A 24,143-nucleotide genomic window follows, 5' to 3' on the forward strand; every position below is an offset into this window, starting at 1 on the left:
AAAGGGTTTAACCCTTCTTAGTGAAATTATAATCAGCTATTCTCAATTTGTTTTCGGATTTCATCAAGCAAAGATTTGGCTGATTTATCTTGAGGATATTCCAATAGCCACTCTTCAAGCAAAGCTGTTGCATCATCATATTGTTTAAGTTCTTGGTAATTTTTGGCTAAAAATGTTACAACAGTCGGATAGTAAGATTGCCAATTTTTCCACTTTCTTTCCAAACCCTTGTCCGATGAATATCCTCGTAATCTCAATGCTCTTAAATCGGTGTGGAGGTTAGAAAATACTCCCGCACTTTTCTTATAATTTTTCAAAACTGTCATGTATGTTCGTCCATACTCGATCCTATCCTCAACCGTCAAATCGTTTCGATCTAAGAGCATTCCTAAAATAGAATCAAGTTGGGCACTTTCTCCAACTTCACCAAGAATTCGGGCCATTTGATAATGCAATTCTTTGGATTCCATCGGAATGGTATTTTCAGGGATATTTTCACTCATTTCATTGATAATTTTAACTACCTTATTCTTGGATTCTTCAATTTTTTCAGGATTTGAATTTTTCTTCCCACTCAGTTTTCTTGAATTAAAATAATGATGCGCCGCTAATTGCATATAAGCACTTCTGTAATTCTGCATCAATCGAATGACTTGTTTATTATAGTAAATATCATTGTTTCCCATATTTCTGAAAAGATAGGAATCACTTGGACCTCGAGACCAAATTCCGCCTTCTGCATCCTGCCAATCTTTGTTTGAAAACCCTCCATCCCAAATTTGACGGCTTACATCAGAAACTAGCAAATCCTCCATTCGATCTGCATTAATTGGATCTTGCGGATAGTTTACTTCATGGCTTTGAACTCTATAAACTAGGCCTTCCATTTCAAGGAACTTCTCAAGTCCAACGCGATTGCTTGCAGGAACTGTGACCGCAAAATATACAGGATATTTCCATTTAGAATCGTTTAAAATTCTTAAAATCATGAGATCTTGAACACGCAAAGCTATATTAGCATAGGTGGGTTTTACTTCCCATTCAATGTATCCTTTTTCATTCTCAATATCCTTTGGAACCATTATTCTGACATTCTTTTTCTCCCATCGGGTGAGACCGGTTGAAATTTTAGATATTTGACCATCAGAAATGTCTAAAAAACTTTCCAATTCCCTTTCTTTCCCCTCAAGAGTTGCAGTCCTGCGCAAATCTCTAAGCTGCTTGATATACCACCCGGTATTCAATAAGCTCAGATTTGCAACGGTAACATCTGTCCGTACTTTTTCTACTTCCTGAAGGTACCACAATGGAAAAGTATCGTTGTCTCCATTGGTAAAAAGGATTCCATTTGGCTCACAGGATTGCAAAAGATTATAAGAGTAATCCCAGGCAACATAATTCCCGGCTCTGTTATGACTTTGAAAATTTGCCACGGTCATCACTCCCGGCATCAGAAAAATGAATGCCATCATAGTCCCTGCCGAAAGTCGGAACGACAATTCTTTATTCTTAATTTTCTTTTCAATTAATTCTGAAACCGCAGCAACGCCTGCGCCAATCCAAATAGAAAATGCAAGAAAACTGCCCACATAAGAATAATCCCTTTCCCGAGGTTGCGGATTATCTTGATTGATATAAATAATAATCGCCAAACCGGTCATCAAAAATAATGTTAACACTGTAAAGGCTTGCTCAGGATCACGTTTAAAATGATATATCATTCCCCAAATTCCTAAAACCAAAGCAAAAGGAAATCCAAATTGAAGCCAATCTACGCCATCTTCTCGAGCATTTGCTCCTATCTCAGAAACTTGAACACCGTGACCATCATTTGGACCTCGGCCCGCAAACTGCCATAAAAAATACCTCCAGTACATTTTATTTACTTGATAATTCCAAAAATAACCCCATTGCTTTTCCAGATCATGAAATTTGTATTTTCTTTCCTGTCTGGAAGAGAAATCTCTGCGAATTGGCCTACCGCGATTATCGCGCACAATTACATCCGGATTTCCAACAATCTCAGTTTTGGGTTTCATTTTAGGATATCGTCTTGGGAACTGGAAAAAGGCTCCATACTGTTTCCGTTCGAGATAAGCAATAGCTCGCTCAACCGTTTCCGGATTATTTTCATCAATGTTTGGATTCTGACCCGAGCGAACAAAAATTACGATATAGCTGGAGTATCCAATTAGAATGAGGAAAATCGACGTAATACATAAAGACATTAGCTGATGCCTTTTCAAAATAGACCAAATCATGAGTCCTGTAAGAAATATAAATGATATGGCTACCCCTATAAGTCCAATTACGCTGGCAAGTTGCGGAAGTCCTTTAATAATTCCATTATGGATTACCACAAAAATAACTCCCGTAACACCTACCATTATCATGAAGGTTTTCCATTGAAATTCCATTTTCCGGTAATAAAAAATCAGACTAATAAACGGAAGAGCTAACAGATTCAATAAATGTATTCCGGTTGCCATGCCAATCATGTAGGCGATAATCAAAATGTAACGTTCATGCCCGGACTCATCAGCTCGCTCAGCCCAATGAAGAATCAACCAAACTACGATTGCTGTAAAAAAAGTACTTAGAGAATATACTTCTGCTTCCACAGCATTGAACCAATGGCTGTCCGAAACTGCAAACGCCATTGCTCCAATAAAGGCACTACCGAAAACGACTAAAGCATCTGTTTTGTTTTGGACAGATCCTCGCCAATGTGTGATAAATTTTACGGTAATTAAATAAAGCAGCATCACAGCAAGAGCACTAAAAAATGGAGACATTAAATTCATACGATAGGCAATATCTGCATTGATTGGAATCATCGTAAAAATTCTTCCTAGTAGCAGAAACATTGGACTGCCGGGAGGATGGGGAACACCCATGGTATAAGATGTGGCAATAAATTCACCACAGTCCCAATAGCTCACCGTTGGCGCCATCGTAAAAAAGTAAACACCAAAAGACAATCCAAGAGCAAGGATTGCAATCAGCCTATTGAGTCTAAGGTAGGGTGTAGAAATCATTTGTCCGACTTTTCTTTTTTCTTAGAGTTTTTTCCACTTTCATCATTCTTTTTCTCACTATCATCTTTTGCTGATTCTGATTCAGTTTCATCGTCATCTTTGGATTCTGCATCGGACTTATTATCACCTTCCGTGTTAGCCATATCCTCTTCTATTGGTTCACTCTTCTTGTTTTTTTCATCAATAAAATTGAGCTTTAGTTCGCTGACACTGTGAGAAAGGAACTGGATTTCCCACTCAGACAAATTACCGGTCATCTTTTTTTGTAGCATGTCTAACAAATCAATATAAAAACTGGCTTGTTCTAAATTGTGTTCCAATGCATCTGAAACAGGGTTTTTAACCTTACCCATAGATATCCATGCGCTCTGGGTAAACGTGCTGACCAAATGCACAAATAGCGGGTCTTGTGTATTATTTTCTGTTGTACTCATTCTTATTCCATTTTTATGTTGTAGGAAATACTCTTTTTGAGCTTGGGAAGGTATTGATTTTCTACCTTTGATAGAAAAAATATTTTTTATTTAATAAAATGAACATTTTGGTTCTAAACACAAAGTTTTTCTGTTTGGTTCCCATCAATTTTTATGAGATTCCTGTGGTAGATAAATTTTTTGCATATTCTCTATTAAACCTATTTTTGATAAGGATATGCTCATCTTGAGCTAAGTGAGGATCCTTTTTGACTATCTCAAATGCAACTTTCCTCGCCTGCATTATAATTTTGCCATCCCTCATTAAATCCGCAATACGATATCGAATAAATCCACTTTGTTTTTCACCAAAAAACTCGCCGGGGCCACGCATCCTCAAATCTTCATCTGAAATCTCAAAACCATCATTTGTTCGTTCCATTACGGCAAGCCTATATTTACCTTTATCAGTGGCTTTTCGTTCAACCAGAATACAATAACTCTTATCAATGCCTCTTCCAACCCGACCTCTCAATTGGTGAAGTTGTGTTAATCCAAAGCGATCTGCATGTTCCACTATCATAACCGTTGCGTTGGGAACATCAATACCAACCTCAATTACTGTTGTTGAAACAAGTATATTAATTTCGCCAATCTCGAATTTAGACATTACTTTATCTTTTTCATCCTGTTTCATTCGTCCATGAATTAATCCAACCGAAAAATCAGAAAATATTTCTTTTGATAGTCGTTGATGTTCTTCTACCGCTGCTGCAAGATCCGATTTTTCGGATTCTTCAACTAGGGGAAAAACAATCATACATTGACGACCCAGTTTCACTTCATCCTTAACGAACGAGTACACTTTACCCAACCGCCCCGGATTAACCGATTTGGTTATAACCGGAATTCGGTTCTTGGGCATTTCATCAATTACAGATAAATCCATATCTCCTAAATACGTAATTGCAAGCGTCCGGGGAATTGGCGTTGCAGTCATTGCAAGCAAATGAGGATTCCACCCTTTTTCAATTAACGATCCTCGTTGATTTACACCAAACCTGTGTTGTTCATCAACAACAATAAACCCCAAATTCTTGAATTCCACATTCTTCTGTATGATTGCATGAGTTCCAATCAAAATGTCTATTTCTCCTAATCGTGTTTTTTCTAAGGTTGACTTTCTTTCTCCTGCCTTCATTTTCCCCGTTAAAAGAGCTGTAGAAATATCATGATTGGAAAGGATTTTTTTAAAGGTGCGATAATGCTGTTGTGCAAGAATCTCTGTCGGAGCCATCACCGCCGCCTGCATTCCGTTATCTACTGCCTTCAATGCTGACAAAACCGCGACAATGGTCTTGCCTGATCCTACGTCCCCTTGCAACAAACGGTTCATGGGTGTTGGGACTCCCATGTCTTCACTAATTTCCATATATACTCGTTTTTGAGCAGAGGTTAAATCATAATTTAATTCTTCAATAATGTGAACCGCGCTACTACTTACATCGGTTAATGCCTTTGCCCCCGCTCGTCGAATGGAATCCTTTTTCAATGCCATTAACAACTGCAGAAAAAAATGTTCATCAAATTTCAGCCTTTTTATGGATTTTAAAAGAAGGTCAGGTTGGTCCGCAAAGTGAATTTGTCTAATCGCATCATTCAACGAAATGAGGTTCTGTTGAGATAAGAGATCTTCCGAAAAATGGTCTGGAACTTCCGGTAGCGATTCCAACATATTTCGAACGATTCGGCGAAAGCCTCTGCCGTCGAGCCCTACTTGTTTTAATTCACCTGTAGATGGATAAATTGGAACAACCGTTCCTGAATGAAGTGGGTCATCACCTTCAGCTAAACGGTCGTATTCTGGGTGAACCATTTGCATTCCTTGATACAATTCTACTTTTCCGTGAACGGCGATGCGATCCCCAACTTTAAGTGACTTTGCTACATAATCCACCCCATTGAACCAAACCAATTTCAGCATTTGGCTATTATCTGACACGGTTGCTTCAAACATTTTTCCTCGGCGCGTCCGACGTTCGTCGCAGACCATAACCTCTGCGACTACCGTCGCCCATGTAGATTTTCGGAGGTTTTTTATTTGACTAACAGCCGTTCGATCAAGATGCCGCCGTGGAAAATAATATAGTAAATCTTGAATGGTTGAAATGCCTGCATTTTGCATTGCAGACCCGCGAGACGGACCGACACCCTTTAGGAACTGAATGGGAGTGTTGAATTCAAGGCCGGGTTCGGCCACTGGAACTTAATTCCACTCCTTTCGATACGTATAAGAAAGTGTATTACTCGATCCCGATTTTACTGTTATCGGAAAATGAATGGTGGAAGCATCTTTTTTAGTAAAATTTTCGGATGCTTCTTTAACAACCCAATCGCCACGGATATGTTCTACAATTCTAACATCAATGTCCGTTTCCCGTTTATTTTTTATCACAATTTCTATGGATGCTTCTTCACTTTTTTGCTGACGATTATAATTTAATACAGTTCGCTTTCCGATTACGTCAAACGCGCGACCTGCTTTTACCGTGGCTGTTTCACCTTTTGGAATTTGTCTGAGATAATCCTCTCCGGCAAATTCAAGCGAAGCACCATTTTCGTAGTAGAGATTCACCTTCCCCTGTGGCAACGGAATATTTAGATTATTATTTTCAGAATTGGCAAATGAAATTTCAACATTAAGAGGTTCTTCTCTCTTGGATCTTTCTGAATTTTCAAACACATACATTTTTTCGAAAGATACCGATCGAGTTTCGTACAATCTGACCGTAATTTTTTCTCCTCTAATAAAATCAGTTTTTTCCTTTAAAGGTCTGAAAATATGAAAATCCCCAAGTGTTTCCTCGGATGGTAATTCTGGTGCTATATCTAATGCAGTGGCACGTCCCGATCGATACCTTTGAGGTTGCAGGCCACTTTTAGCAGAAGGCCTTCTGAGATTTCCCTCCACTAATTGAAGTGAAAGATTATTAAAATTCATCCTGCTTTGGTTTATCACATTTGCCTCGGATATAAAATCTGCGGAATTTTCACTTTCATTTAGCACCAGACGGTAATGCGCATCCCAATCAAACCCATATGATAAATACGCCAAATTCCCACTGATGAAAGAAGCGTTTTCCATGTTTACATCCCATTCCAGTAATGGATTAATTCTGGGGTTTCCAATTTGATTTCGATGCGAAATAAACACTATTTGATTTAGAGAAATAACATCACGCCTCGTTTGTAACGTTACCGAGTTAGTATGATAATCCAGAAGTACACCGGTATATTCGTCTCCATCCTCAATGCCAACAGTCACCTCTGCACCTATCATGTTAATAAAATATTTGGTACCAGAAAAAAGATTCCCAAAATACCGCTGTCCCATAATTTGTCCCTTATCCAACGTTAAAAACGGTGAATCGTCCACTAAGCCATCGGGCAACTCTTGATATCGAAGTGTTTGTATTCCGGGTGATTTTTTTTCTTTCCAAGATACAGGTTGTTTAACCAGAGCATACCCGTCTTTGTAAATTGTCATAACTGCATTGTTGGATTCTCCAAGGATCAGGCTAGTGAAGAATATGAAGGTTAATTTTTTCATGATAACATCTCAAGGTTTGAATTAATTCGTTCAAGTTCTGCTTCCATGTCAGCCAATTTTTCTTTCTCATTTTGGACAACATCTTTAGGAGCTTTTGATAAAAAATTATCGTTGCTTAATTTTTTCTGGATCTGAATAATAAACCCATCCAATTCAGATTGTCTTTTGGTAAGGCGGGCTCGCTCAACATCCAGATTAATTAAACCTTCAAGGGGAATAAAAATTTCCATCTGCCTTATGACGGCAGTTGCAGAATGATCTGGTTTTTCTATGCTCTCCCCCAAAGTCATGTTCTCAATTTTAGCAAGTGATTTTATGATGGATTCATATTTTTTCAATACATCCGTAGATCCATTTGGTGAACGTACCAACACATTTGCTTTGCTTGCAGGGGGAACATTCATTCTACTACGGATTGTCCTCACAGCTGTAATGACTTCTTTTAAAATGTCCATCGAGCCAAGTTCGTTTTGATTTGCCGAGGGAAAGCTTGAATCCGGCCACGTTGCTTTAATCAGATCTGGTTCTGAATCAAATTTAAAATATTCCCATAATTCTTCCGTCATAAATGGCGCATAAGGATGAAGCAATTTCAAAATGTTTTTTAACACCCTTACTGCCACCGCTCGGGCAATTTCAGCTTTTTCATCATTGTCCGAAAAGAACCGTGTTTTTGCGATTTCAACATACCAATCGCAAAAATCACTCCATGTAAATTCGTACAAAGTTTTTGCAGCTTCGTTAAAATGAAATTCTGATAATCGTCGATTATATTGGTCAATTGTTTGATTCAGGCGGTATAATATCCACCTTTCTGGTAAATCTAAATTTTGTTTATCAATGTCAATTGTTGGTATTTCATTGTCCTTGAGATTCATGTGCACAAACCTTGCGGCATTCCATAATTTATTCATGAAATTTCTGCCAACTTCCAAACGGGTTTCCGAAAAAAGGACATCCAATCCTTGCGGCGCCATTAGCATCATCCCAAATCGTACAGCATCCGTACCGTATTTTGAAAAAAGTTCAAAAGGATCAGGTGAATTCCCAAGAGATTTACTAAATTTTTGCCCCTTTTCGTCTCTGAGAATGCTGGTAAAATACACATCGGAAAAAGGGATTTCACCCAAGAATTCCTCGCCAGCCATTATCATTCGAGCAACCCAAAAAAAGATAATGTCTGGACCGGTAACCAAAACATCTGTCGGATAAAATGTTTTGAGGTCATTGGATTCTGCCGGCCAGTCATGAACTCCAAACGGCCAAAGCCAAGAGGAAGCCCAAGTATCCAATACATCCGGATCCTGAACCAGATCTTTTGATCCGCAAATTGAACAAGCATTCGGCTTTGTGATAGACACAATCGGTTGTCTGCATTCGATTTGGCATTGGTCTTTATCTTTACCTCTGCAATACCATACAGGAATCCTGTGTCCCCAAATCAATTGGCGGCTTATACACCAATCCTTAATGTTTTCCATCCAATGATCATAAGTCTTTGTCCAGTGTTCGGGGTGAAATTTTATTTTTCCAGTTTTGACTGCCTCAATTGCAGGAACTGCAAGATCTTTCATTTTGACGAACCACTGGTCTGATAAATAATATTCGATTGGTACATTACCCCGCTCAGAATACCCAACTTTGTGTACATAATTTTCAACTTTTTCCAAAACACCTTCTTTTTCGAGATTCAGCAATACTTTTTTCCGAGCATCTTCTCTTGAAAGTCCCCTATAGGGTTTTGGCATGTTCTCATTCAATGTGGCATCTGTGTTCATGATATTGATAAAATCTAAATCGTGTTTTTCTCCCAAAACAAAATCATTCGGATCATGTGCAGGTGTGACTTTTAAACATCCGGTTCCAAAATCAATATCCACATATTCATCTGTAATTATTGGAATTTTTCGTCCAACCAAGGGTAGAAGAATAAACTTTCCATGAAGATGTTTATACCGTTTATCATTCGGATGAACTGCTACAGCTGTATCGCCCAACATGGTCTCCGGACGCGTTGTTGCAATAATAACGACTTCATCAGAACCTTCTACAGGGTAGCGTAAATGCCAAAGTTTTCCATTCACTTCTTTGTGATTTACTTCTTCATCACTTATGGCAGATTTGGACGCAGGGCACCAGTTCACCAGCCTGTGTCCGCGGTAAATCAGACCTTTTTCATATAGCTTTACAAAAGCCTCAAGAACAGCGTTGGAATATCCTTCATCCATAGTGAATCGCTCTCGTTCCCAGTCGTACGAACAGCCGAGTTTTTTGAGCTGACGAATGATAATTCCACCGTATTCTTCTTTCCAATCCCAAGCATATTTTAGAAATTCATCCCGAGATAAATCGTCTTTGGATATTCCTTCATTTTTGAGTTTATCGACAACTTTCCCTTCGGTAGCGATGGAAGCGTGATCGGTTCCGGGGATCCAACAAGCATTTTTCCCTTCCATCCGCGCTTTACGAATAAGAATATCTTGGATGGTGTTGTTTAACACGTGTCCCATAGTGAGTACCCCCGTCACATTAGGAGGAGGAATTACAATTGTATAAGGTGGTTTTTTAGAGTCCGTTTTCGCACGAAAATAGCCGGCGTCCATCCAATGTTGATACCATTTATCCTCGATAGATTCCCAAGAATATTTTTTTGAGAGGGTAGATTCTGTCATTAATGTTTGAAGTATCAACGTTCCAAAATCAAACTGAAAGCAGTGGTTAGTTTGAGAACATTTTGGTTTGCTTTTACAAGGTTCCCGGATAGGACACCGCCCAGATTTTTCATGATCTTGTATCCTATTGTTGGATGGGTTTCACAAATCTCAAATAAATCATTTTTCATTATTTGTGAAAGAGTACAATCCGAAAGTGCCTTCACATTAGCGGTGCGACGATCACCTTCATGGAAAAGAGACATTTCTCCAAATAGTGGTTTGAGGTCACTTGAAAGTTTTATAATTGCTTTTTCCCGATTATCAGATTCATTTTTATTCATTGAAAGCGTTAAGGCTTGATTAATTTCGACTTCTCCAGACTGCAAAAGATAAATACTGTCACCCACATCTCCTTCTCGGATTAATTGCCCCCCGGCAGGAACATTTACCTGTTTTATTACGGGGTTAAATGTTTCTAATTCTTCTGGAGAAAAACCAGAAAAAATAGTGAAATCTTTTAATTCTATTGATCCCATATTCACCTCACGGAATTATGATAGCTCGTTCATTTTCGTTAATCAAATATTCCTGTTTTGGATTAATGATCACGTTAATTTTACTTTCTTCCTGAAGGGATATTCCACCTTCCTTCAATTTTCGTTCAATAAATGCATCTAACGACGAAGGATCCGAAGATAATATAGCACCGATACCAAGATTCTCTTCTTCGGAAAAAACACCTATTAATATTGAACCAGAATGATCCTTGAAATGTGAAAAAAGACTGTCATAAGTTTTTCCGACAAATTCGGAAGGAATATCAACCCGTTTAAATCGTGATGCGGATCGACTATCCATGAGTTTGCTTACAGCCTGTGGAACACCGGGATCCATCACATGAGACGCAAGCATAAAAGCACCAAAATCATCACTTAGTACAACTTCATCGGCATTGGCTCGCTGAAGGTGGGTGAGGTTGTCACGATCAACAAGGTAAGCAACAACCCTTATTTTCGAATCAATGCTTTTAATCGTTAAAGTTGCAAAAATAGTTTTTTCATCAGGGCTACTCACCGAGGAATCAACTGCATGCGGAATGATGATAACCGTGGTAGCATCTTTTAAGTTGGCTCTTCCTAGGATTTGTTCTTGCGTAAAATCGCCGGACACAAAATAGAGTTTTAATTGAGGATATTTATTTTTAATTGTATTTATTGCATCTTCATTCAGGTCATTGATCATAACCACTTCCTGTTTTACTTTGCCCGCTAAATGACCAATGGAATCGAGTATTCTATCAGCGTTTGGATTCCATCCACAGAGAATGATGTGGTTTGTAATATCTAATTTTTCCAATCCTTTACCCTCCCGAATTTTTTTTGCGACAAATATGGATGATATCGTCGCAGTTAAAAGTGAAACTAGAGATATTCCGGCAAACATGATGAGAACCGCTACAAACCTTCCTGCGGGAGTTTCTGGAGAGTAATCTCCATATCCAACGGTGGTCATGGTTACTATCGCCCACCAAAATGGGTTGTTTTCTTGGGTTATACTCCCCGGTTCTAGAAACCTTACAACAGCGCCTCCAAGTATCATCACGACAATAATACCGGCGAAAACTTGAAAAAAACTGTTGCGAAAAAGAGTTCGAAGCCAAAGTGTCATAAGAATAATTTAAGGTTTTTAGGGGTAATTGTGTAGGGTGAATACTCATAATCTTTCTAGGACAGAAACTGTTTCAATGTGAGGTGTATGAGGGAACATATCAACCAGGGTAAGATTCGATAAGTCAAATCCATTTTCCCTTAAATAAACAACATCTCGAGCTTGGGTAGATGGGTTACAGGAAACGTAAATAATTATTTTTGCTGAAGATTCAGAAACAAACTGAAGAGTTTTTTGATTCACACCCGCTCTCGGTGGATCTAGCACAATGATGTCCGGCTCAGGCAATCCTATTTTTAGATTAAGTGGACGGTCAAGATTTGCTTTATGAAAATATGCGTTTCCAACTCCGTTGCAAATCGCATTCCTTGTAGCATCTTCTACAGAAGAAACAATCCATTCAAACCCGTGAACTTCTTTGGCCTTTCGCGCTAAAAAGAGGGAAATGGAACCAGTTCCACAATAGAGATCATAGACTATTTCCTTCCCCGTCAAACCGCATCCTTTCGAGACAACCTCATAAAGATTTTCTGCCTGTTTGGTGTTAGTTTGGAAAAACGAATTAGAAGATATTTCGAAAGATAGGTCACCGAGTTTTTCTTCTATAGAAGGAATGCCAAAAAGCAATATTTCTTCCTCGCCGTAGGCGGTATCACTCTTACGCGTATTTACATTATTTACTATAGATGTTATTTGTGGAAACGATTGCGTTAGTGATTCAACCATAGAATTTAGTAAGTCGGTATTTTCATAACTTGTGACCAAATTGACCATTACATCACCGGTATTTATTCCAAACCGAAGTACGAGGTGCCGTAAAAATCCGATGTGCGTTTTAACGTCGTACGGTTTCAAATTTTGATCTATTGCAATTTTTCTCACAAGATTCAATATTTCGTTTCCAAGCTGTTGTTGTATATGACATTCAGATATTGTGAGAATTTTATCGTACCTGCCGGGGATGTGAAGGCCAAGTGCAAAATCTGACTTAACGTCTTCCCTTTCATCATTTAAAACCCAGCGACGATTGGAAAAAGAAAATTCCATTTTATTCCTGTAATAATATTGCTCTTTTGCGACAATCACTTCGTCTACCGTAAAGTCAACAATTCCGGCCTGACGCCTGAATAAATCTTCAACCTGTCGTATTTTTTGTTTTATCTGTTCATCATATTCCAACTGCTGAAATGTACATCCACCACAATGTGCAAAATGTTCGCAAGGGGGTTCAACTTTGAACGATGATTCTTCTAGTACTTCTAGTGGGCGTGCTTCAGAAAAACCTTTTCGTTTTTTATATATCAGCGCACGAAGTTTTTGTCCGGGAATAGCATTTTTGACAAACACAACAAAGCCGTCCACTTTGGCAATTCCCTTCCCGCCAAACGCAAGAGACTCAATCAAAAGAGTATGCTCGCTACCTTTTTTTAGGGGATTTTCGTTCATTTCATTATGTTACAAAATATAAATACAGTATAAGAATCTCGGGGTAAAAACGATTTTTATGAATACAATTCTAAAAAACGAACTAGCAATGTTTTCAAGTCTTGAATCCCTTTATCGGCATTTTTCATTGTTAATTCATGGTTCAAAGCTTCATCGCTCATACCAGCTGCCATATTTGTCATTACAGACAATGCAGCCACTTTCATTCCGGCATGACGTGCTAATATTACTTCCGGAACTGTGGACATACCCACTGCATCTGCACCCATCATTTTCGCTGCTCGAATTTCTGCCGGTGTTTCAAAACTGGGACCGCAAAACCAAATATAAACACCTTCGTGAAGTTTAATATTTTCATTATCGGCAATATTTAGAAATTTTGAACGCATTTCCGAATTATAGGCGTCAGCCATATCCATAAATCGATTATTGCTTTCTTCGCCAAACAATGGATTTACACCTGTAAAATTGATATGATCTGTTAATGCCATTACGCTTCCCGACTGGGCTGCTTCCATTAGACTCCCGGCGGCATTGGTCAAAATCAGTGATTCACACCCAAGTCCAGCCAATGTACGAATGGGAACTTTCATAGCATCCACAACACCTGATTCATAATAGTGAGCTCGTCCTTGAAGAACAACTATTTCGGTATGGTTGATTTTTCCTAAATGAAGTTTTCCCTCATGCCCGGAAACGCCCGCATCAGGAAATCCACCTAATTCATCATAGGATAATGAAACAGGATTTTCCAAAACATCCACGAAAGATCCTAAACCGGAACCTAAAATAATGCCAACTTTAGGATTTATTCCTTGAGATTTTGATTGAATATAATCGACTGTTTTACTCATACCCCTACCGGATGCCATGTTGTTTTCGTTTCTAACGTATTCAAAATTCGATATGGATCCTGCGTATTTTTGTCAAGCCAATTTTCGTTAGAATAAACAATCGGCCGTTTTACGTTTAACGCTGCATTTTCCTGAACGAGCTTGATTTCTTCTGATGCATTCCCGCAATACACAATTGCATTCACATCCATATGAGACGAAAATTGTTCTAACAATTCTGATCGATGTCCTGTTAAAATATTCACCACGCCACCGGGGACGTCTGACGTGTGTAGCACTTCTGCAAATGTAATGGCACACAGAGGATTTTCTTCTGATGCCAATGCAACAACCGTATTCCCACCAGCAATGATGGGCGCAACAACTGAGACCAACCCGATTAAAGATGACTCATTCGGTGCGATGGCTGAAACCACTCCTGTCGGTTCTGGATAGGAAAAATTGAAATAGGGCAGAGCCACAGGATTTACCCTGCTAAATATTTGCTGATATTTATCCGCCCAGCCCGCATAGTATATTAATCTGTCAATGGATTGGTTGATTTCATTTTCTGCTTCTTTTTTGGACGAACCCTGAAGAATCAATTCGTCCAAAAACTGGCTTCGTCTTCCTTCCAGCATTTCTCCTATTCTATATAGAATCTGACTGCGATTGTAAGCTGTTCGGTTAGCCCATCCGCATAACGCTTCTCTCGCTGCAACCACGGCATTTCTAAAATCTTTTCGTGATCCTCGGCAAATATTCACTTGAGTCGATTGTTTTTGATCCGTCCATTTAATATAACGTCCCGATTCCGTTCTGGGGAATTTTCCACCAATATATAATTTGTACGTTTTTTTTATTTCTTCTCGTTTACTCTTCATTTATTCTCCCACTATACCAGATTAACATAAGGCATTAACCCTTCTAATCCACCTTCTCGACCCATGCCGCTTTCTTTATATCCACCGAATGGTGATGTTGGATCAAATTTATTGAACGTATTCGCCCATAATACACCGGATCGAATGGCTTTGGATACTTGAAATATTTTTGATCCTTTATCTGTCCACACACCGCCGGAAAGTCCGTAGGGCGTATTATTCGCCTTGGTGATGACTTCATCTACCGTTCTGAATGTTTGAATCGCCAACACAGGGCCAAAAATCTCTTCCTGCACAATGCGATGAGATTGGCTTACATCTGTAAAAATTGTCGGCGCATGCCAATATCCTTTTTCCGGTAAACTACACGATGATTGGTGAATTGAAGCACCTTCTTTTTGACCAATATCCACATACATTTTAATTTTATCTAATTGCATTTTTGAATTGATGGCGCCGATATCTGTATTTTTGTCCAGAGGATCACCTACAATTAATGATTCCATCCTGTCTTTCAATTTTGATATGACCGTTTCAGCCACACTTTCTTGAACAAACAGCCGGGAACCAGCGCAACACACATGTCCTTGATTAAAAAAGATACCATCAATAATGCCTTCAACAGCCTGATCTATTGCTGCATCTTCGAAAATAATATTTGCTGCTTTTCCACCCAGCTCCAAGGTATATCGCTTACCTGTGCCTGCAACTGATTTCATTATCGATTTTCCTACATCTGTCGATCCCGTAAAGGCGATTTTATTTATGTCAGGATGTTCGACTAAAGACTGTCCTGTTTTTCCAGCACCATTAATAATATTCACAACACCGGGCGGTAAATCTGCCTCTTGAATTATTTCCGCTAATTTCATAGCCGTTAATGGCGTTGTTTCAGCTGGTTTTAAAATAACTGTATTCCCCGTCGCTAATGCAGGTGCAATTTTCCATGCGGCCATTAATAAAGGGAAGTTCCATGGAATAATTTGTCCGGCCACACCGATGGGTTTTGCCATTTTTCCAGGGAATGCATATTCTAGTTTATCCGCCCAGCCTGCATAATAAAAGAAATGAGCCGACACCAAAGGAATATCAATATCTCTGGATTCACAAATGGGTTTTCCCCCATCTATGGATTCAATAACTGAAAATTCTCTGGCGCGTTCTTGAATCAAGCGTGCAATACGATAAATATATTTTCCCCGTTCAGCAGGATCCATTTTTGACCAGACTTTATCGTATGCAGTTCTTGCCGCTTTGACAGCTTTATCTACATCCGATTGATCCGCTTCAGCTACATCAGCCAACTTTTCTTCATTCGCAGGATTTATTGTTTCAAAATATTTTCCCTTTATCGGCGTAATGAATTTTCCATCAATAAACAGATCGTTTTTCTTATTAATCTGAACATGATCTGTACTTTCCAGAGCGGGACTATATGACCAATCTGGTTTTGTATCTGTATTTTTACTTTTTTTACCCATGTTTGATTTACCTTAATCCATTGAGAAATAATTTGCGGATTGATAAACGCCGGTTGATTGCTTAACAATTTGCATCAACACATCGTTTGCTAAAGAACTGGCGCCAAATCGAAATAAGTCAGCATGCAGCCAATCCTGCCCTAATGTTTCTTTTATCATTACCAAATATTGAATGGCCAATTTAGCTTTACTAATTCCTCCAGCCGGTTTCATGCCTATTTTTTTACCTGTTTTTTTGTAATAATCACGAATCGCTTCTAACATAATAAGTACCACGGGAGGTGTAGCCGCTGGTGATACTTTTCCTGTGGATGTTTTGATGAAATCAGCTCCAGCTGCCATGGCAATATCGCTGGCTAAACGAACATTATCCAATGTTACCAATTCGCCTGTCTCTAAAATGACCTTTAAATGTGCCTTTCCGCAGGCTTCTTTTACAGCTGATATTTCATCTGCTACATACGTGTATTCCCCCCGAAGAAATTTTCCTCTGGAAATGACCATATCCACTTCATCGGCTCCATCAGCAACGACCTTCTTTACTTCCTCCAATTTATATTCAAGAGATGCCATTCCCGCTGGAAAAGCCGTTGCAACAGACGCAACATTTATATCTGTATTTTCTAATGCTTTTTTTGCAACGGGCACCATAGTGGGATAAACACAAATAGCCGCTACGGATGGCAAACCTGAAAATTGATCATGTAAATGAGCCGCTTTGTAGCATAACTGTTTTACTTTTCCCGGGGAATCTTTCCCTTCCAGCGTCGTCAAATCGATCATGCTTAAAACAGTTTTTAAAGCATCCATTTTTGATTCTTTTTTGACACTTCGAGAAAAAAGCCTTGAAACTCTTTCCTGTGCACCCACTTGATCAATTCGGTTAATAAAAGTTTCCATAATCAATTCATCAAAACATACCAGAAATTTAGCCTATTTTGCCTGCACGACTTCATTAAATAATATCTTTGACTTTATTCGCAAGATTTTGGGCGATCTCTTTTGTTGGACCTTCAGAATAAATTCGCATAATAGGTTCAGTATTGGATATTCTAATGTGAATCCATCGATCATCCCAAGTGAACTTTAATCCATCTTGAGAGTCAATTATTGCATTCTTAAAAACAATTTTTGCTTTTGTAAAAAGTTCCTCAGGATTGAAATCACCCAATTCAATCCGATCTTTTACCATCTTAAATTGAGGAAGCGATTGAAACCATTCACTTAATGGCTTATCGGTTTGTGTCATTCGGTGTAGCACCAAAGCAGACGCAACTAGTGCATCTCGACCATAATGATTTTCGGAAAGAATGACACCACCATTCCCTTCCCCACCTAACTCTGATTCCAATTCTTTCATTTTATTGACAACATGAATTTCACCAATCGGAGTTCTTTTTACCATACTTCCATGTTGGTCAGCTATCTTTTCAAGAGCAAGCGTGGTCGATAAATTAGTAACAATATATTTATTTGAACTATTTTCGGCAAGATATCCGTCCGCTGCCATGACCAATGTGTACTCTTCACTCAATGGGATTCCTTTGTCGGAAACAATAGCTAATCGGTCCCCGTCAGGATCTAATGCAAAACCAGCATCTGCTCCAGACTCAATGACTGCCGAACAAAGATCTGTAATATTTTTGGGGAGTGGTTCAGGCGATCGCGGAAAATCAAGATCGGTTTCACAATTCAGGCGAATGACTTCACATCCTAATGATTCCAGCAAATGAGGAATTGCTTCTGAACCTGCGCCATTTACCGCATCTACAACAATTTTATAATTCCGACTACGAATCGCTTTTGTATTAATACATTTGAGACTTACTATGTGAATAATATGACGTTGAATTGAATTTTGATCAGGAAGGTGTAAACCTCTGTCTTGTGCCTTAGGAATTGAAATTCCAGTATCCATTAATTGAAATAATCTACCGCACAATTCTGAATCAAAAAATGTACCGTCTTTGGTTATAAATTTTAGGCCATTCCATTCAGATGGATTGTGACTTGCGGTAACAACAATTCCGCCGGCAGCATCCGTGGAAGCTGTCATAAACTGAATAGTGGGTGTGGGTGCAATACCAACTTCAATTACATCCCTTCCGAAAGATAATAATGTCTGGATGAAGTAATCAGAAATATCCGATCCGGAAGGTCTTGGATCTCGGCCAACAAATATCACTCCCGGATTCAGGAGTTGGTGAGCGCCAGAGGCTGCGGATTTAATAAATTCGCGGGACAGATCTGAATCTGCGAGCCCTCGAATTCCTGATATACTTCGATTTATCATAAGGTTAAAATAAAAAAGGCTCGTAAAATACTACGAGCCTTTTCGGAAAAATGTTTCGTTCGATTTATCGTCTTTTAAGCCGATTAAGCCGAGAAATTCTTCGGATACTTTTTTTCCGGATTTCCCTTTTTTCATCACTCGGTTTAACGAAAAACGCTTTGCGTCTAACCTCTCTGAGAACACCTGCGCGTTCCCATTTTTTCTTAAAACGTCTCAGCGCACGTTCCAGCGGTTCTCCATCTCTTACTTGAATTTCAACCAATTCATTCACCTCCTGTCAATTGGTTTACCCTAAATAGGTTCTTAGTGATTTACTGCGGGATCGATGACGAAGGCGTCTTATTGCCTTCTCCTTGATCTGGCGGACCCGTTCGCGAGTGAGACTGAATTCTTCTCCAATCTCATTCAGAGTCAGCGCATAATCCCGATCAATTCCAAAATACATTTTTATAACCATCTTCTCCCTGTCCTTTAACGTAGCTAGGGATTGACGGATTTCATCTTTGAGCGATTCGCTCATCAATAAATCATCTGGCGGTGTTTCGCCATCATCTTCAATTACATCTAGAAGTGAATTTTTTTCTCCATCGCGAAAAGGTTCATTTAGCGATTGATGACGCCGGGAAATTCGCATTGCATCTACAACTTCATCACTCGTCATTTCCAGCATTCGCCCAATTTCATTATCACGTGGTGCACGCTCAACCTCTGCTTCAAGCTTCTCTGCGGTCTTAGTAATCTTAGAAATAGTTCCTACACGGTTAAGCGGAAGACGTACAATTCTTGAATGTTCAGCAAGTGCCTGCAAAATAGATTGGCGGATCCACCATACAGCGTAAGAAATAAATTTAAATCCTCTTGTTTCATCGAATCTTCCGGCAGCTTTAATTAGACCCAGATTCCCTTCATTAATAAGGTCAGTTAATGGGAGACCCTGCCCCTGATAATCTTTTGCAACTGACACGACAAATCGCAGGTTCGATTCAACCATTTCTTTGAGCGCAAGGCGATCATCCTTTTTGATTCGAATTGCCAATTCCACTTCGCGATCCGGATGAAGCGGTTCGTATTTTCCAATCTCTTCCAAATATTGACTGAGACTGCGATTTGATTCGTTAATAGATCTTCCAGCTTTTGCCATTATTATTCCTATATTTATTTCGTTTCGAGCTAAGAAATATACACTAAATAATAATACCACTCAAGCTATCCAATGAAAAAAATTTCTTGGAGTTTTCTTCATATGCTGAGGTTCTACAAAAACTACCATGAATTCATACTAATCCGACTATATTAGTCGTAAATAAGTCTTGGTCTATATTTTTTTGATTGGGTAAATTGCTAACCTTGAATAAATAGGAAAAATTATGCTTAAAATTACACGAAAAATTGAATACGCTCTTTTAGCTCTGAGACACATGCAAGCAAAAGAATTTGGCACAGTAACATCTGCATCAGATATTGCCGATCGGTACGCTATTCCAAATGAAATTCTAGCAAAAACTATGCAGCTTATGGCACGAGAAAAAATTGTAGATGCGGTGAAAGGCCCTCATGGCGGTTATCGCATTAAAGCAGATTTAAATAAAATCACCCTAACTGAATTTTTCGAAAAGGTTGAAGGGCCATTAGGATTAATGGATTGCTATTTTGATTCAGGGTGTGTTCAAATAGATTGTTGTACAATCCGTTCTCCCATTCAAAAAATTAATGACAGCCTACGAAAAATGTTTTCAAACATGACCGTAAGGGAAATTACATCCGTCTAATTTAAAAGGAAGACATCATGGCCAAAATCACAAAAGAGAATGTAATTGAAGTATTAAAACAATGTTACGATCCTGAAATTCCCGTGGACCTATGGAGTCTTGGACTTATTTATGAAATCGACATTCAGGATAATTACGAAGGTGCTCAATCTGACGTAAATATTGTTATGTCGCTTACCACTCCCGGATGTTCAATGGGGCAGCATATGGCGGAAGATATTCGCACCAAACTCGAAGCAAACGACGGTATTAATCAAGCATTTGTCCGAGTAACATTTGATCCGCCATGGGAACCGAAGATGATGAGTGAGGAAGCAAAAAATAAACTTGGATTTTCGCCTAGTCCTTCGACGGGACAAACTGGTGAAACATCTAACATTAATACGGAGTGGGAATAATGGAAAAAACAAAAAATCAAATTGCCAAAAATTATACTAATGCAGAGATTGTTATAACCGACAAAGCGGCAAAGCGACTAAAAGCAGTGATGGAATCAGAAGAAAAACCCGGGCACGCGCTTAGGCTCTCTGTGGTTGGCGGCGGGTGTTCCGGGATGAGCTACAATATGTCTTTCGAATCAGAGCAAAAAGAATTCGACAAGGTATTTGAAAGCAACGGCGTAACCATTTACTGTGATTTAAAAAGCTACCTCTACCTTAAAGGGGTTGTAATAGATTTTTCAAACGATATGCTTTCTGGCGGTTTTCAGATTAAAAATCCAAATGCAGAAAGAACTTGTGGTTGCGGAACGAGTTTCTCTGCATAAAAACATGACAATGAATCAAAACATATTAGATAAAGCCGTCAACCAAGACTATCAATACGGTTTTACGACAGAAATCGAGCAAGATACTTTTCTGCCTGGGTTAGATGAAAATGTCATTAAAAAAATATCTGATATTAAACAAGAACCGGAATTTTTGCTCGAATGGAGACTAAAAGCATTTCGCCATTGGATGAAAATGGAAGAACCAAATTGGGCTAAAGTGACCTATAATCCCATTGATTATCAGGCAATCAGTTATTATTCCGCGCCAAAAGATAAGCCCAAATACGAAAGTTTGGATGATGTGGATCCCGAACTTCTTAAAACGTATGAAAAACTCGGTATTCCTTTAGAAGAGCAAAAACAACTTGCCGGTGTTGCGGTAGATGCCGTATTCGATTCTGTTTCTGTCGCCACTACTTTCAAATCAGAATTAAAAAAACATGGAGTCATTTTCTGTCCTTTTTCCGAAGCAGTACGACAGCATCCTGAATTGATAAAAAAATATTTAGGGTCTGTTGTTCCGCATACCGATAATTTTTTCGCGGCTCTTAACTCGGCGGTATTTTCTGATGGAAGTTTTGTTTACATCCCAAAAGGCGTCAAATGCCCTATGGAACTCAGTACCTACTTTCGTATCAACGCATTAAATACAGGGCAATTTGAACGCACACTCATTATTGCCGATGAAGGGAGCCAGGTTAGTTATCTTGAAGGATGCACAGCGCCGATGCGAGACGAAAATCAGCTTCACGCTGCTGTTGTGGAACTCATCGCCCACAAAGATGCAACCATCAAATATTCGACAGTTCAAAACTGGTACCCCGGAGATCCAAAAACAGGCAAGGGTGGTATTTATAATTTTGTGACAAAGCGCGGTACTTGTCTCGAAGATAATGCAAGAATCACATGGACACAGGTAGAAACCGGATCTGCCATTACTTGGAAATATCCAAGTGTCATTTTAAAGGGCAATAATGCAGTCGGCGAATTTTATTCTGTAGCTTTGGCAAATAATTTTCAGCAAGCAGACACCGGAACTAAAATGATCCATATAGGAAAGAATACCAAAAGCACCATTATTTCAAAAGGTATTTCCGCAGGTCAGGGACAAAACACTTATCGCGGTTCAGTGAAAATTATGAAGAATGCAGAGAACGCTCGCAATTATTCTCAATGCGATTCTATTTTAATCGGAGATAAATGCGGAGCACATACTTTTCCCTATATAGATGTTCGTAATCCGACCGCCCAAATGGAACACGAAGCATCCACATCAACCATTGGCGAGGACCAACTTTTTTATGCAAACCAACGCGGAATTTCCACAGAAGATGCGGTTTCGATGATTGTAAACGGATTCTGTAAAGAAGTCTTTAGAGAATTGCCAATGGAATTTGCCGTAGAAGCACAAAAACTTATGGAAGTTAGTCTTGAAGGATCGGTGGGATAAAATTCCTCCAAGATTGAATACAATAATAATAACAAGAAAGGATACTAAAAATAATGTTTCGAATTAAATCGTTTATCTTTTTCAGTTTTGCAGTGCTGATACAATTTTATTGTGCAGGGCCTTCCCTTGCAATTACATCCAATGAACTTGAATCTCATGTTCAATTTTTAGCATCGGATAATCTCGAAGGACGCTTCCCCGGCACAGACGGAGGAATGTTGGCAGCAAATTATGTCAAAAACAAATTCATCAAATCGGGATTAACATTATTAGGTGAAGCTGGTTTCCAATATTTTGAAGTCACAACTGATGTTTCTTTGGGGGAATCAAACTCAATGCAAATTGGGGAATCATCTTACGAAGTGGAAAAAGATTTTATTCCTATTTCATATTCGCAAAGCAGCTCTCTTCAAGCACCGGTAACGTTTGTTGGTTACGGTTTTGATTTTAATACCGACAGTCTATCCCGGAATGATTATTCGAACATGGATGTCTCAGGGAAATGGGTTTTAATCTTGAGGGGGTCACCCGATGGAAATAACCCGCATGGAGAATACAACGCTTATAGTTCAATTCGACAAAAAATTACCGTGGCAAAAGATCATCAAGCAGCCGGAGTTATATTTGTTTCCGGAGTAGAGTTTGATGAAAAAGATGAACTGATTCCAATGCAATATGAACAAGGTTCCTCGGCGATTAGCCTTCCAATAATTCATGTACGAAGACACCTTGTAGATTCAGTATTAAAAGAATCTCATAAAACAATTGCATCATTAGAGGTCGAACTGAATTCTGATGAAAACATAATTAATGCCATTGAAGTCAATCAACTTGTTTCTGTAACAACTGATGTGGTTTATACTAACGTTCAAACACAAAATGTCATTGGATTTCTACCCGGAACTGATGAGTTATTGCAGGATGAATATATTGTTCTTGGCGCTCATTATGACCATCTCGGCTATGGCGGTCACCATTCCGGATCTCGCAGGCCTGATGAAAATGAAATTCACAATGGAGCGGATGATAATGCGTCTGGGACTTCTGTTTTAATCGAATTGGCTGAAAAATTTTCAAAAGAAAAACTTAATAAACGAAGTGTGATATTTATAGCATTCGGATCGGAAGAAATGGGGCTTTTGGGATCAAAATATTTTGTGAAAAGTAATTTGATTGATAAAAGTAAAATTCAAATTATGATAAATATGGATATGGTTGGGCGTTTAGATGAAACAGAACAAAAAATTAGTATAAGCGGAACCCAAACCGCCATCGATCTGGAGAAATCTCTTGAAGAAATTCTCAAGTCTCAACATATCCAACATTCATTTTCACCCGAAGGATATGGACCTTCTGATCATTCCAGCTTTTATGTAAACGATGTACCTGTATTGTTCTTCTTTACCGGGTCTCACAGTGATTATCACACTCCAACAGATGATGCCGATAAAATTAATTATATCGGCATGCAATCCGTTTTAGAATTAGTCTTTTCAGTAGCAATTCAATATGCAACTATGAATGATCGTTTTGTTTTTCAAGAAGCGGGGCCGAAAAAAAGAGAAGAACGTCAACGATTTAAAGTTTCACTGGGAATTATGCCGGATTATACCTATTCGGAAACAAAAGGATTGCGTATCGATGCCATTCTAAAAGATAAACCTGCCGAAAAAGGTGGATTGCTGGACGGAGATATTATTATTGAAATGAATGGTAAATCCGTTGATGATATTTATGAATATATGCAGAGGCTGACGGAGATTAAACAAGGTGATGAAATTGATGTAAAAGTCTTACGAGGTAAACACGAAATAATACAAAAGGTGCCATTTTAA

20 protein-coding genes are annotated in these 24,143 nt (G+C 38.9%); 5 read left to right on the top strand and 15 right to left on the bottom strand.

Going from position 1 to position 24,143, the window contains the following annotated elements:
• Nucleotides 1-32: 32 nt before the first annotated feature.
• The 15 genes from HOD97_01285 to HOD97_01355 all read right to left on the bottom strand — a co-directional run bounded on the left by HOD97_01285 (nt 33) and on the right by HOD97_01355 (nt 19,461).
• Nucleotides 33-3,038: a DUF2723 domain-containing protein gene (locus tag HOD97_01285; protein MBT4280242.1), complete on the bottom strand. Its 3,006-nt coding sequence runs from the start codon at nt 3,036-3,038 to the stop codon at nt 33-35.
• Complete coding sequence (locus HOD97_01290; GenBank protein ID MBT4280243.1) at nt 3,035-3,472, bottom strand: DUF1844 domain-containing protein; 438 nt, start codon at nt 3,470-3,472, stop codon at nt 3,035-3,037. Before HOD97_01290 ends, HOD97_01285 begins: the two co-directional genes overlap by 4 nt.
• A 151-nt stretch (nt 3,473-3,623) precedes the next feature.
• Nucleotides 3,624-5,711 (bottom strand): ATP-dependent DNA helicase RecG, encoded by a 2,088-nt coding sequence (gene recG, locus HOD97_01295; GenBank protein MBT4280244.1) that lies wholly within the window; start codon nt 5,709-5,711, stop codon nt 3,624-3,626.
• A 6-nt stretch (nt 5,712-5,717) separates the two neighbouring features.
• Nucleotides 5,718-7,061, bottom strand: a complete 1,344-nt coding sequence (locus HOD97_01300; protein ID MBT4280245.1) for a DUF4139 domain-containing protein — start codon at nt 7,059-7,061, stop codon at nt 5,718-5,720.
• Nucleotides 7,058-9,733, bottom strand: a complete 2,676-nt coding sequence (locus HOD97_01305; protein ID MBT4280246.1) for a valine--tRNA ligase — start codon at nt 9,731-9,733, stop codon at nt 7,058-7,060. Before HOD97_01305 ends, HOD97_01300 begins: the two co-directional genes overlap by 4 nt.
• A gap of 14 nt (nt 9,734-9,747) precedes the next feature.
• On the bottom strand, nt 9,748-10,251 hold the full coding sequence (locus HOD97_01310; protein ID MBT4280247.1) for a cyclic nucleotide-binding domain-containing protein: 504 nt from the start codon (nt 10,249-10,251) through the stop codon (nt 9,748-9,750).
• A 7-nt stretch (nt 10,252-10,258) separates the two neighbouring features.
• A complete protein-coding gene (locus tag HOD97_01315) occupies nt 10,259-11,383 on the bottom strand; it encodes a hypothetical protein (protein ID MBT4280248.1) in 1,125 nt (374 codons plus the stop codon).
• Nucleotides 11,384-11,428: 45 nt separating this feature from the next.
• Complete coding sequence (gene rlmD, locus HOD97_01320) at nt 11,429-12,829, bottom strand: 23S rRNA (uracil(1939)-C(5))-methyltransferase RlmD (protein MBT4280249.1); 1,401 nt, start codon at nt 12,827-12,829, stop codon at nt 11,429-11,431.
• 56 nt (nt 12,830-12,885) lie between these two features.
• The gene (locus HOD97_01325) at nt 12,886-13,683 is read right to left on the bottom strand and encodes a purine-nucleoside phosphorylase (GenBank protein ID MBT4280250.1); all 798 of its coding nucleotides are present in this window, start codon (nt 13,681-13,683) and stop codon (nt 12,886-12,888) included.
• Entirely contained in the window at nt 13,680-14,546 is an 867-nt protein-coding gene (locus HOD97_01330; GenBank protein ID MBT4280251.1) for an aldehyde dehydrogenase family protein, read from the bottom strand. The genes HOD97_01325 and HOD97_01330 overlap by 4 nt, the downstream gene beginning before the upstream one ends.
• 11 nt (nt 14,547-14,557) lie before the next feature.
• Nucleotides 14,558-16,027 carry an aldehyde dehydrogenase family protein gene (locus HOD97_01335; GenBank protein MBT4280252.1) on the bottom strand — a complete coding sequence of 490 codons (1,470 nt, stop codon included), beginning with the start codon at nt 16,025-16,027 and terminating at the stop codon, nt 14,558-14,560.
• 12 nt (nt 16,028-16,039) lie between these two features.
• Entirely contained in the window at nt 16,040-16,927 is an 888-nt protein-coding gene (gene deoC / locus HOD97_01340) for a deoxyribose-phosphate aldolase (GenBank protein MBT4280253.1), read from the bottom strand.
• A gap of 55 nt (nt 16,928-16,982) precedes the next feature.
• The gene (locus tag HOD97_01345; protein MBT4280254.1) at nt 16,983-18,320 is read right to left on the bottom strand and encodes a phosphoglucosamine mutase; all 1,338 of its coding nucleotides are present in this window, start codon (nt 18,318-18,320) and stop codon (nt 16,983-16,985) included.
• A gap of 64 nt (nt 18,321-18,384) precedes the next feature.
• Nucleotides 18,385-18,582: a 30S ribosomal protein S21 gene (gene rpsU / locus HOD97_01350; protein MBT4280255.1), complete on the bottom strand. Its 198-nt coding sequence runs from the start codon at nt 18,580-18,582 to the stop codon at nt 18,385-18,387.
• 24 nt (nt 18,583-18,606) lie between these two features.
• The gene (locus tag HOD97_01355; GenBank protein MBT4280256.1) at nt 18,607-19,461 is read right to left on the bottom strand and encodes a sigma-70 family RNA polymerase sigma factor; all 855 of its coding nucleotides are present in this window, start codon (nt 19,459-19,461) and stop codon (nt 18,607-18,609) included.
• A 226-nt stretch (nt 19,462-19,687) separates the two neighbouring features.
• Here HOD97_01355 and HOD97_01360 point away from each other — a divergent pair, with 226 nt between their 5' ends.
• The 5 genes from HOD97_01360 to HOD97_01380 are packed head-to-tail and all read left to right on the top strand — an operon-like array spanning nt 19,688 to nt 24,143.
• Nucleotides 19,688-20,089, top strand: coding sequence for an Rrf2 family transcriptional regulator (locus tag HOD97_01360; protein ID MBT4280257.1), 402 nt, complete (start codon nt 19,688-19,690; stop codon nt 20,087-20,089).
• A gap of 17 nt (nt 20,090-20,106) precedes the next feature.
• Nucleotides 20,107-20,487 carry a metal-sulfur cluster assembly factor gene (locus HOD97_01365; protein MBT4280258.1) on the top strand — a complete coding sequence of 127 codons (381 nt, stop codon included), beginning with the start codon at nt 20,107-20,109 and terminating at the stop codon, nt 20,485-20,487.
• On the top strand, nt 20,487-20,855 hold the full coding sequence (locus tag HOD97_01370; protein ID MBT4280259.1) for an iron-sulfur cluster assembly accessory protein: 369 nt from the start codon (nt 20,487-20,489) through the stop codon (nt 20,853-20,855). Before HOD97_01365 ends, HOD97_01370 begins: the two co-directional genes overlap by 1 nt.
• 4 nt (nt 20,856-20,859) lie before the next feature.
• The gene (sufB, locus tag HOD97_01375) at nt 20,860-22,308 is read left to right on the top strand and encodes a Fe-S cluster assembly protein SufB (GenBank protein ID MBT4280260.1); all 1,449 of its coding nucleotides are present in this window, start codon (nt 20,860-20,862) and stop codon (nt 22,306-22,308) included.
• A 53-nt stretch (nt 22,309-22,361) separates the two neighbouring features.
• Complete coding sequence (locus HOD97_01380) at nt 22,362-24,143, top strand: M20/M25/M40 family metallo-hydrolase (GenBank protein ID MBT4280261.1); 1,782 nt, start codon at nt 22,362-22,364, stop codon at nt 24,141-24,143.

This window comes from Candidatus Neomarinimicrobiota bacterium, from assembly GCA_018651745.1.
GTDB lineage: Bacteria > Fidelibacterota > Marinisomatia > Marinisomatales > TCS55 > JAAZYX01.

Bases quoted from the DNA above. Each gene is read 5' to 3' on its own strand.
- deoC (MBT4280253.1), bottom strand. From the start codon at position 16,927: ATGGAAACTTTTATTAACCGAATTGATCAAGTGGGTGCACAGGAAAGA.
- HOD97_01330 (MBT4280251.1), bottom strand. From the start codon at position 14,546: ATGAAGAGTAAACGAGAAGAAATAAAAAAAACGTACAAATTATATATT.
- HOD97_01335 (MBT4280252.1), bottom strand. From the start codon at position 16,027: ATGGGTAAAAAAAGTAAAAATACAGATACAAAACCAGATTGGTCATAT.
- HOD97_01300 (MBT4280245.1), bottom strand. From the start codon at position 7,061: ATGAAAAAATTAACCTTCATATTCTTCACTAGCCTGATCCTTGGAGAA.
- HOD97_01290 (MBT4280243.1), bottom strand. From the start codon at position 3,472: ATGAGTACAACAGAAAATAATACACAAGACCCGCTATTTGTGCATTTG.
- rlmD (MBT4280249.1), bottom strand. From the start codon at position 12,829: ATGAACGAAAATCCCCTAAAAAAAGGTAGCGAGCATACTCTTTTGATT.
- HOD97_01370 (MBT4280259.1), top strand. From the start codon at position 20,487: ATGGAAAAAACAAAAAATCAAATTGCCAAAAATTATACTAATGCAGAG.
- HOD97_01325 (MBT4280250.1), bottom strand. From the start codon at position 13,683: ATGAGTAAAACAGTCGATTATATTCAATCAAAATCTCAAGGAATAAAT.
- HOD97_01315 (MBT4280248.1), bottom strand. From the start codon at position 11,383: ATGACACTTTGGCTTCGAACTCTTTTTCGCAACAGTTTTTTTCAAGTT.
- HOD97_01380 (MBT4280261.1), top strand. From the start codon at position 22,362: ATGTTTCGAATTAAATCGTTTATCTTTTTCAGTTTTGCAGTGCTGATA.
- HOD97_01365 (MBT4280258.1), top strand. From the start codon at position 20,107: ATGGCCAAAATCACAAAAGAGAATGTAATTGAAGTATTAAAACAATGT.
- HOD97_01310 (MBT4280247.1), bottom strand. From the start codon at position 10,251: ATGGGATCAATAGAATTAAAAGATTTCACTATTTTTTCTGGTTTTTCT.
- HOD97_01360 (MBT4280257.1), top strand. From the start codon at position 19,688: ATGCTTAAAATTACACGAAAAATTGAATACGCTCTTTTAGCTCTGAGA.
- HOD97_01355 (MBT4280256.1), bottom strand. From the start codon at position 19,461: ATGGCAAAAGCTGGAAGATCTATTAACGAATCAAATCGCAGTCTCAGT.
- HOD97_01285 (MBT4280242.1), bottom strand. From the start codon at position 3,038: ATGATTTCTACACCCTACCTTAGACTCAATAGGCTGATTGCAATCCTT.
- HOD97_01345 (MBT4280254.1), bottom strand. From the start codon at position 18,320: ATGATAAATCGAAGTATATCAGGAATTCGAGGGCTCGCAGATTCAGAT.
- HOD97_01305 (MBT4280246.1), bottom strand. From the start codon at position 9,733: ATGACAGAATCTACCCTCTCAAAAAAATATTCTTGGGAATCTATCGAG.
- sufB (MBT4280260.1), top strand. From the start codon at position 20,860: ATGACAATGAATCAAAACATATTAGATAAAGCCGTCAACCAAGACTAT.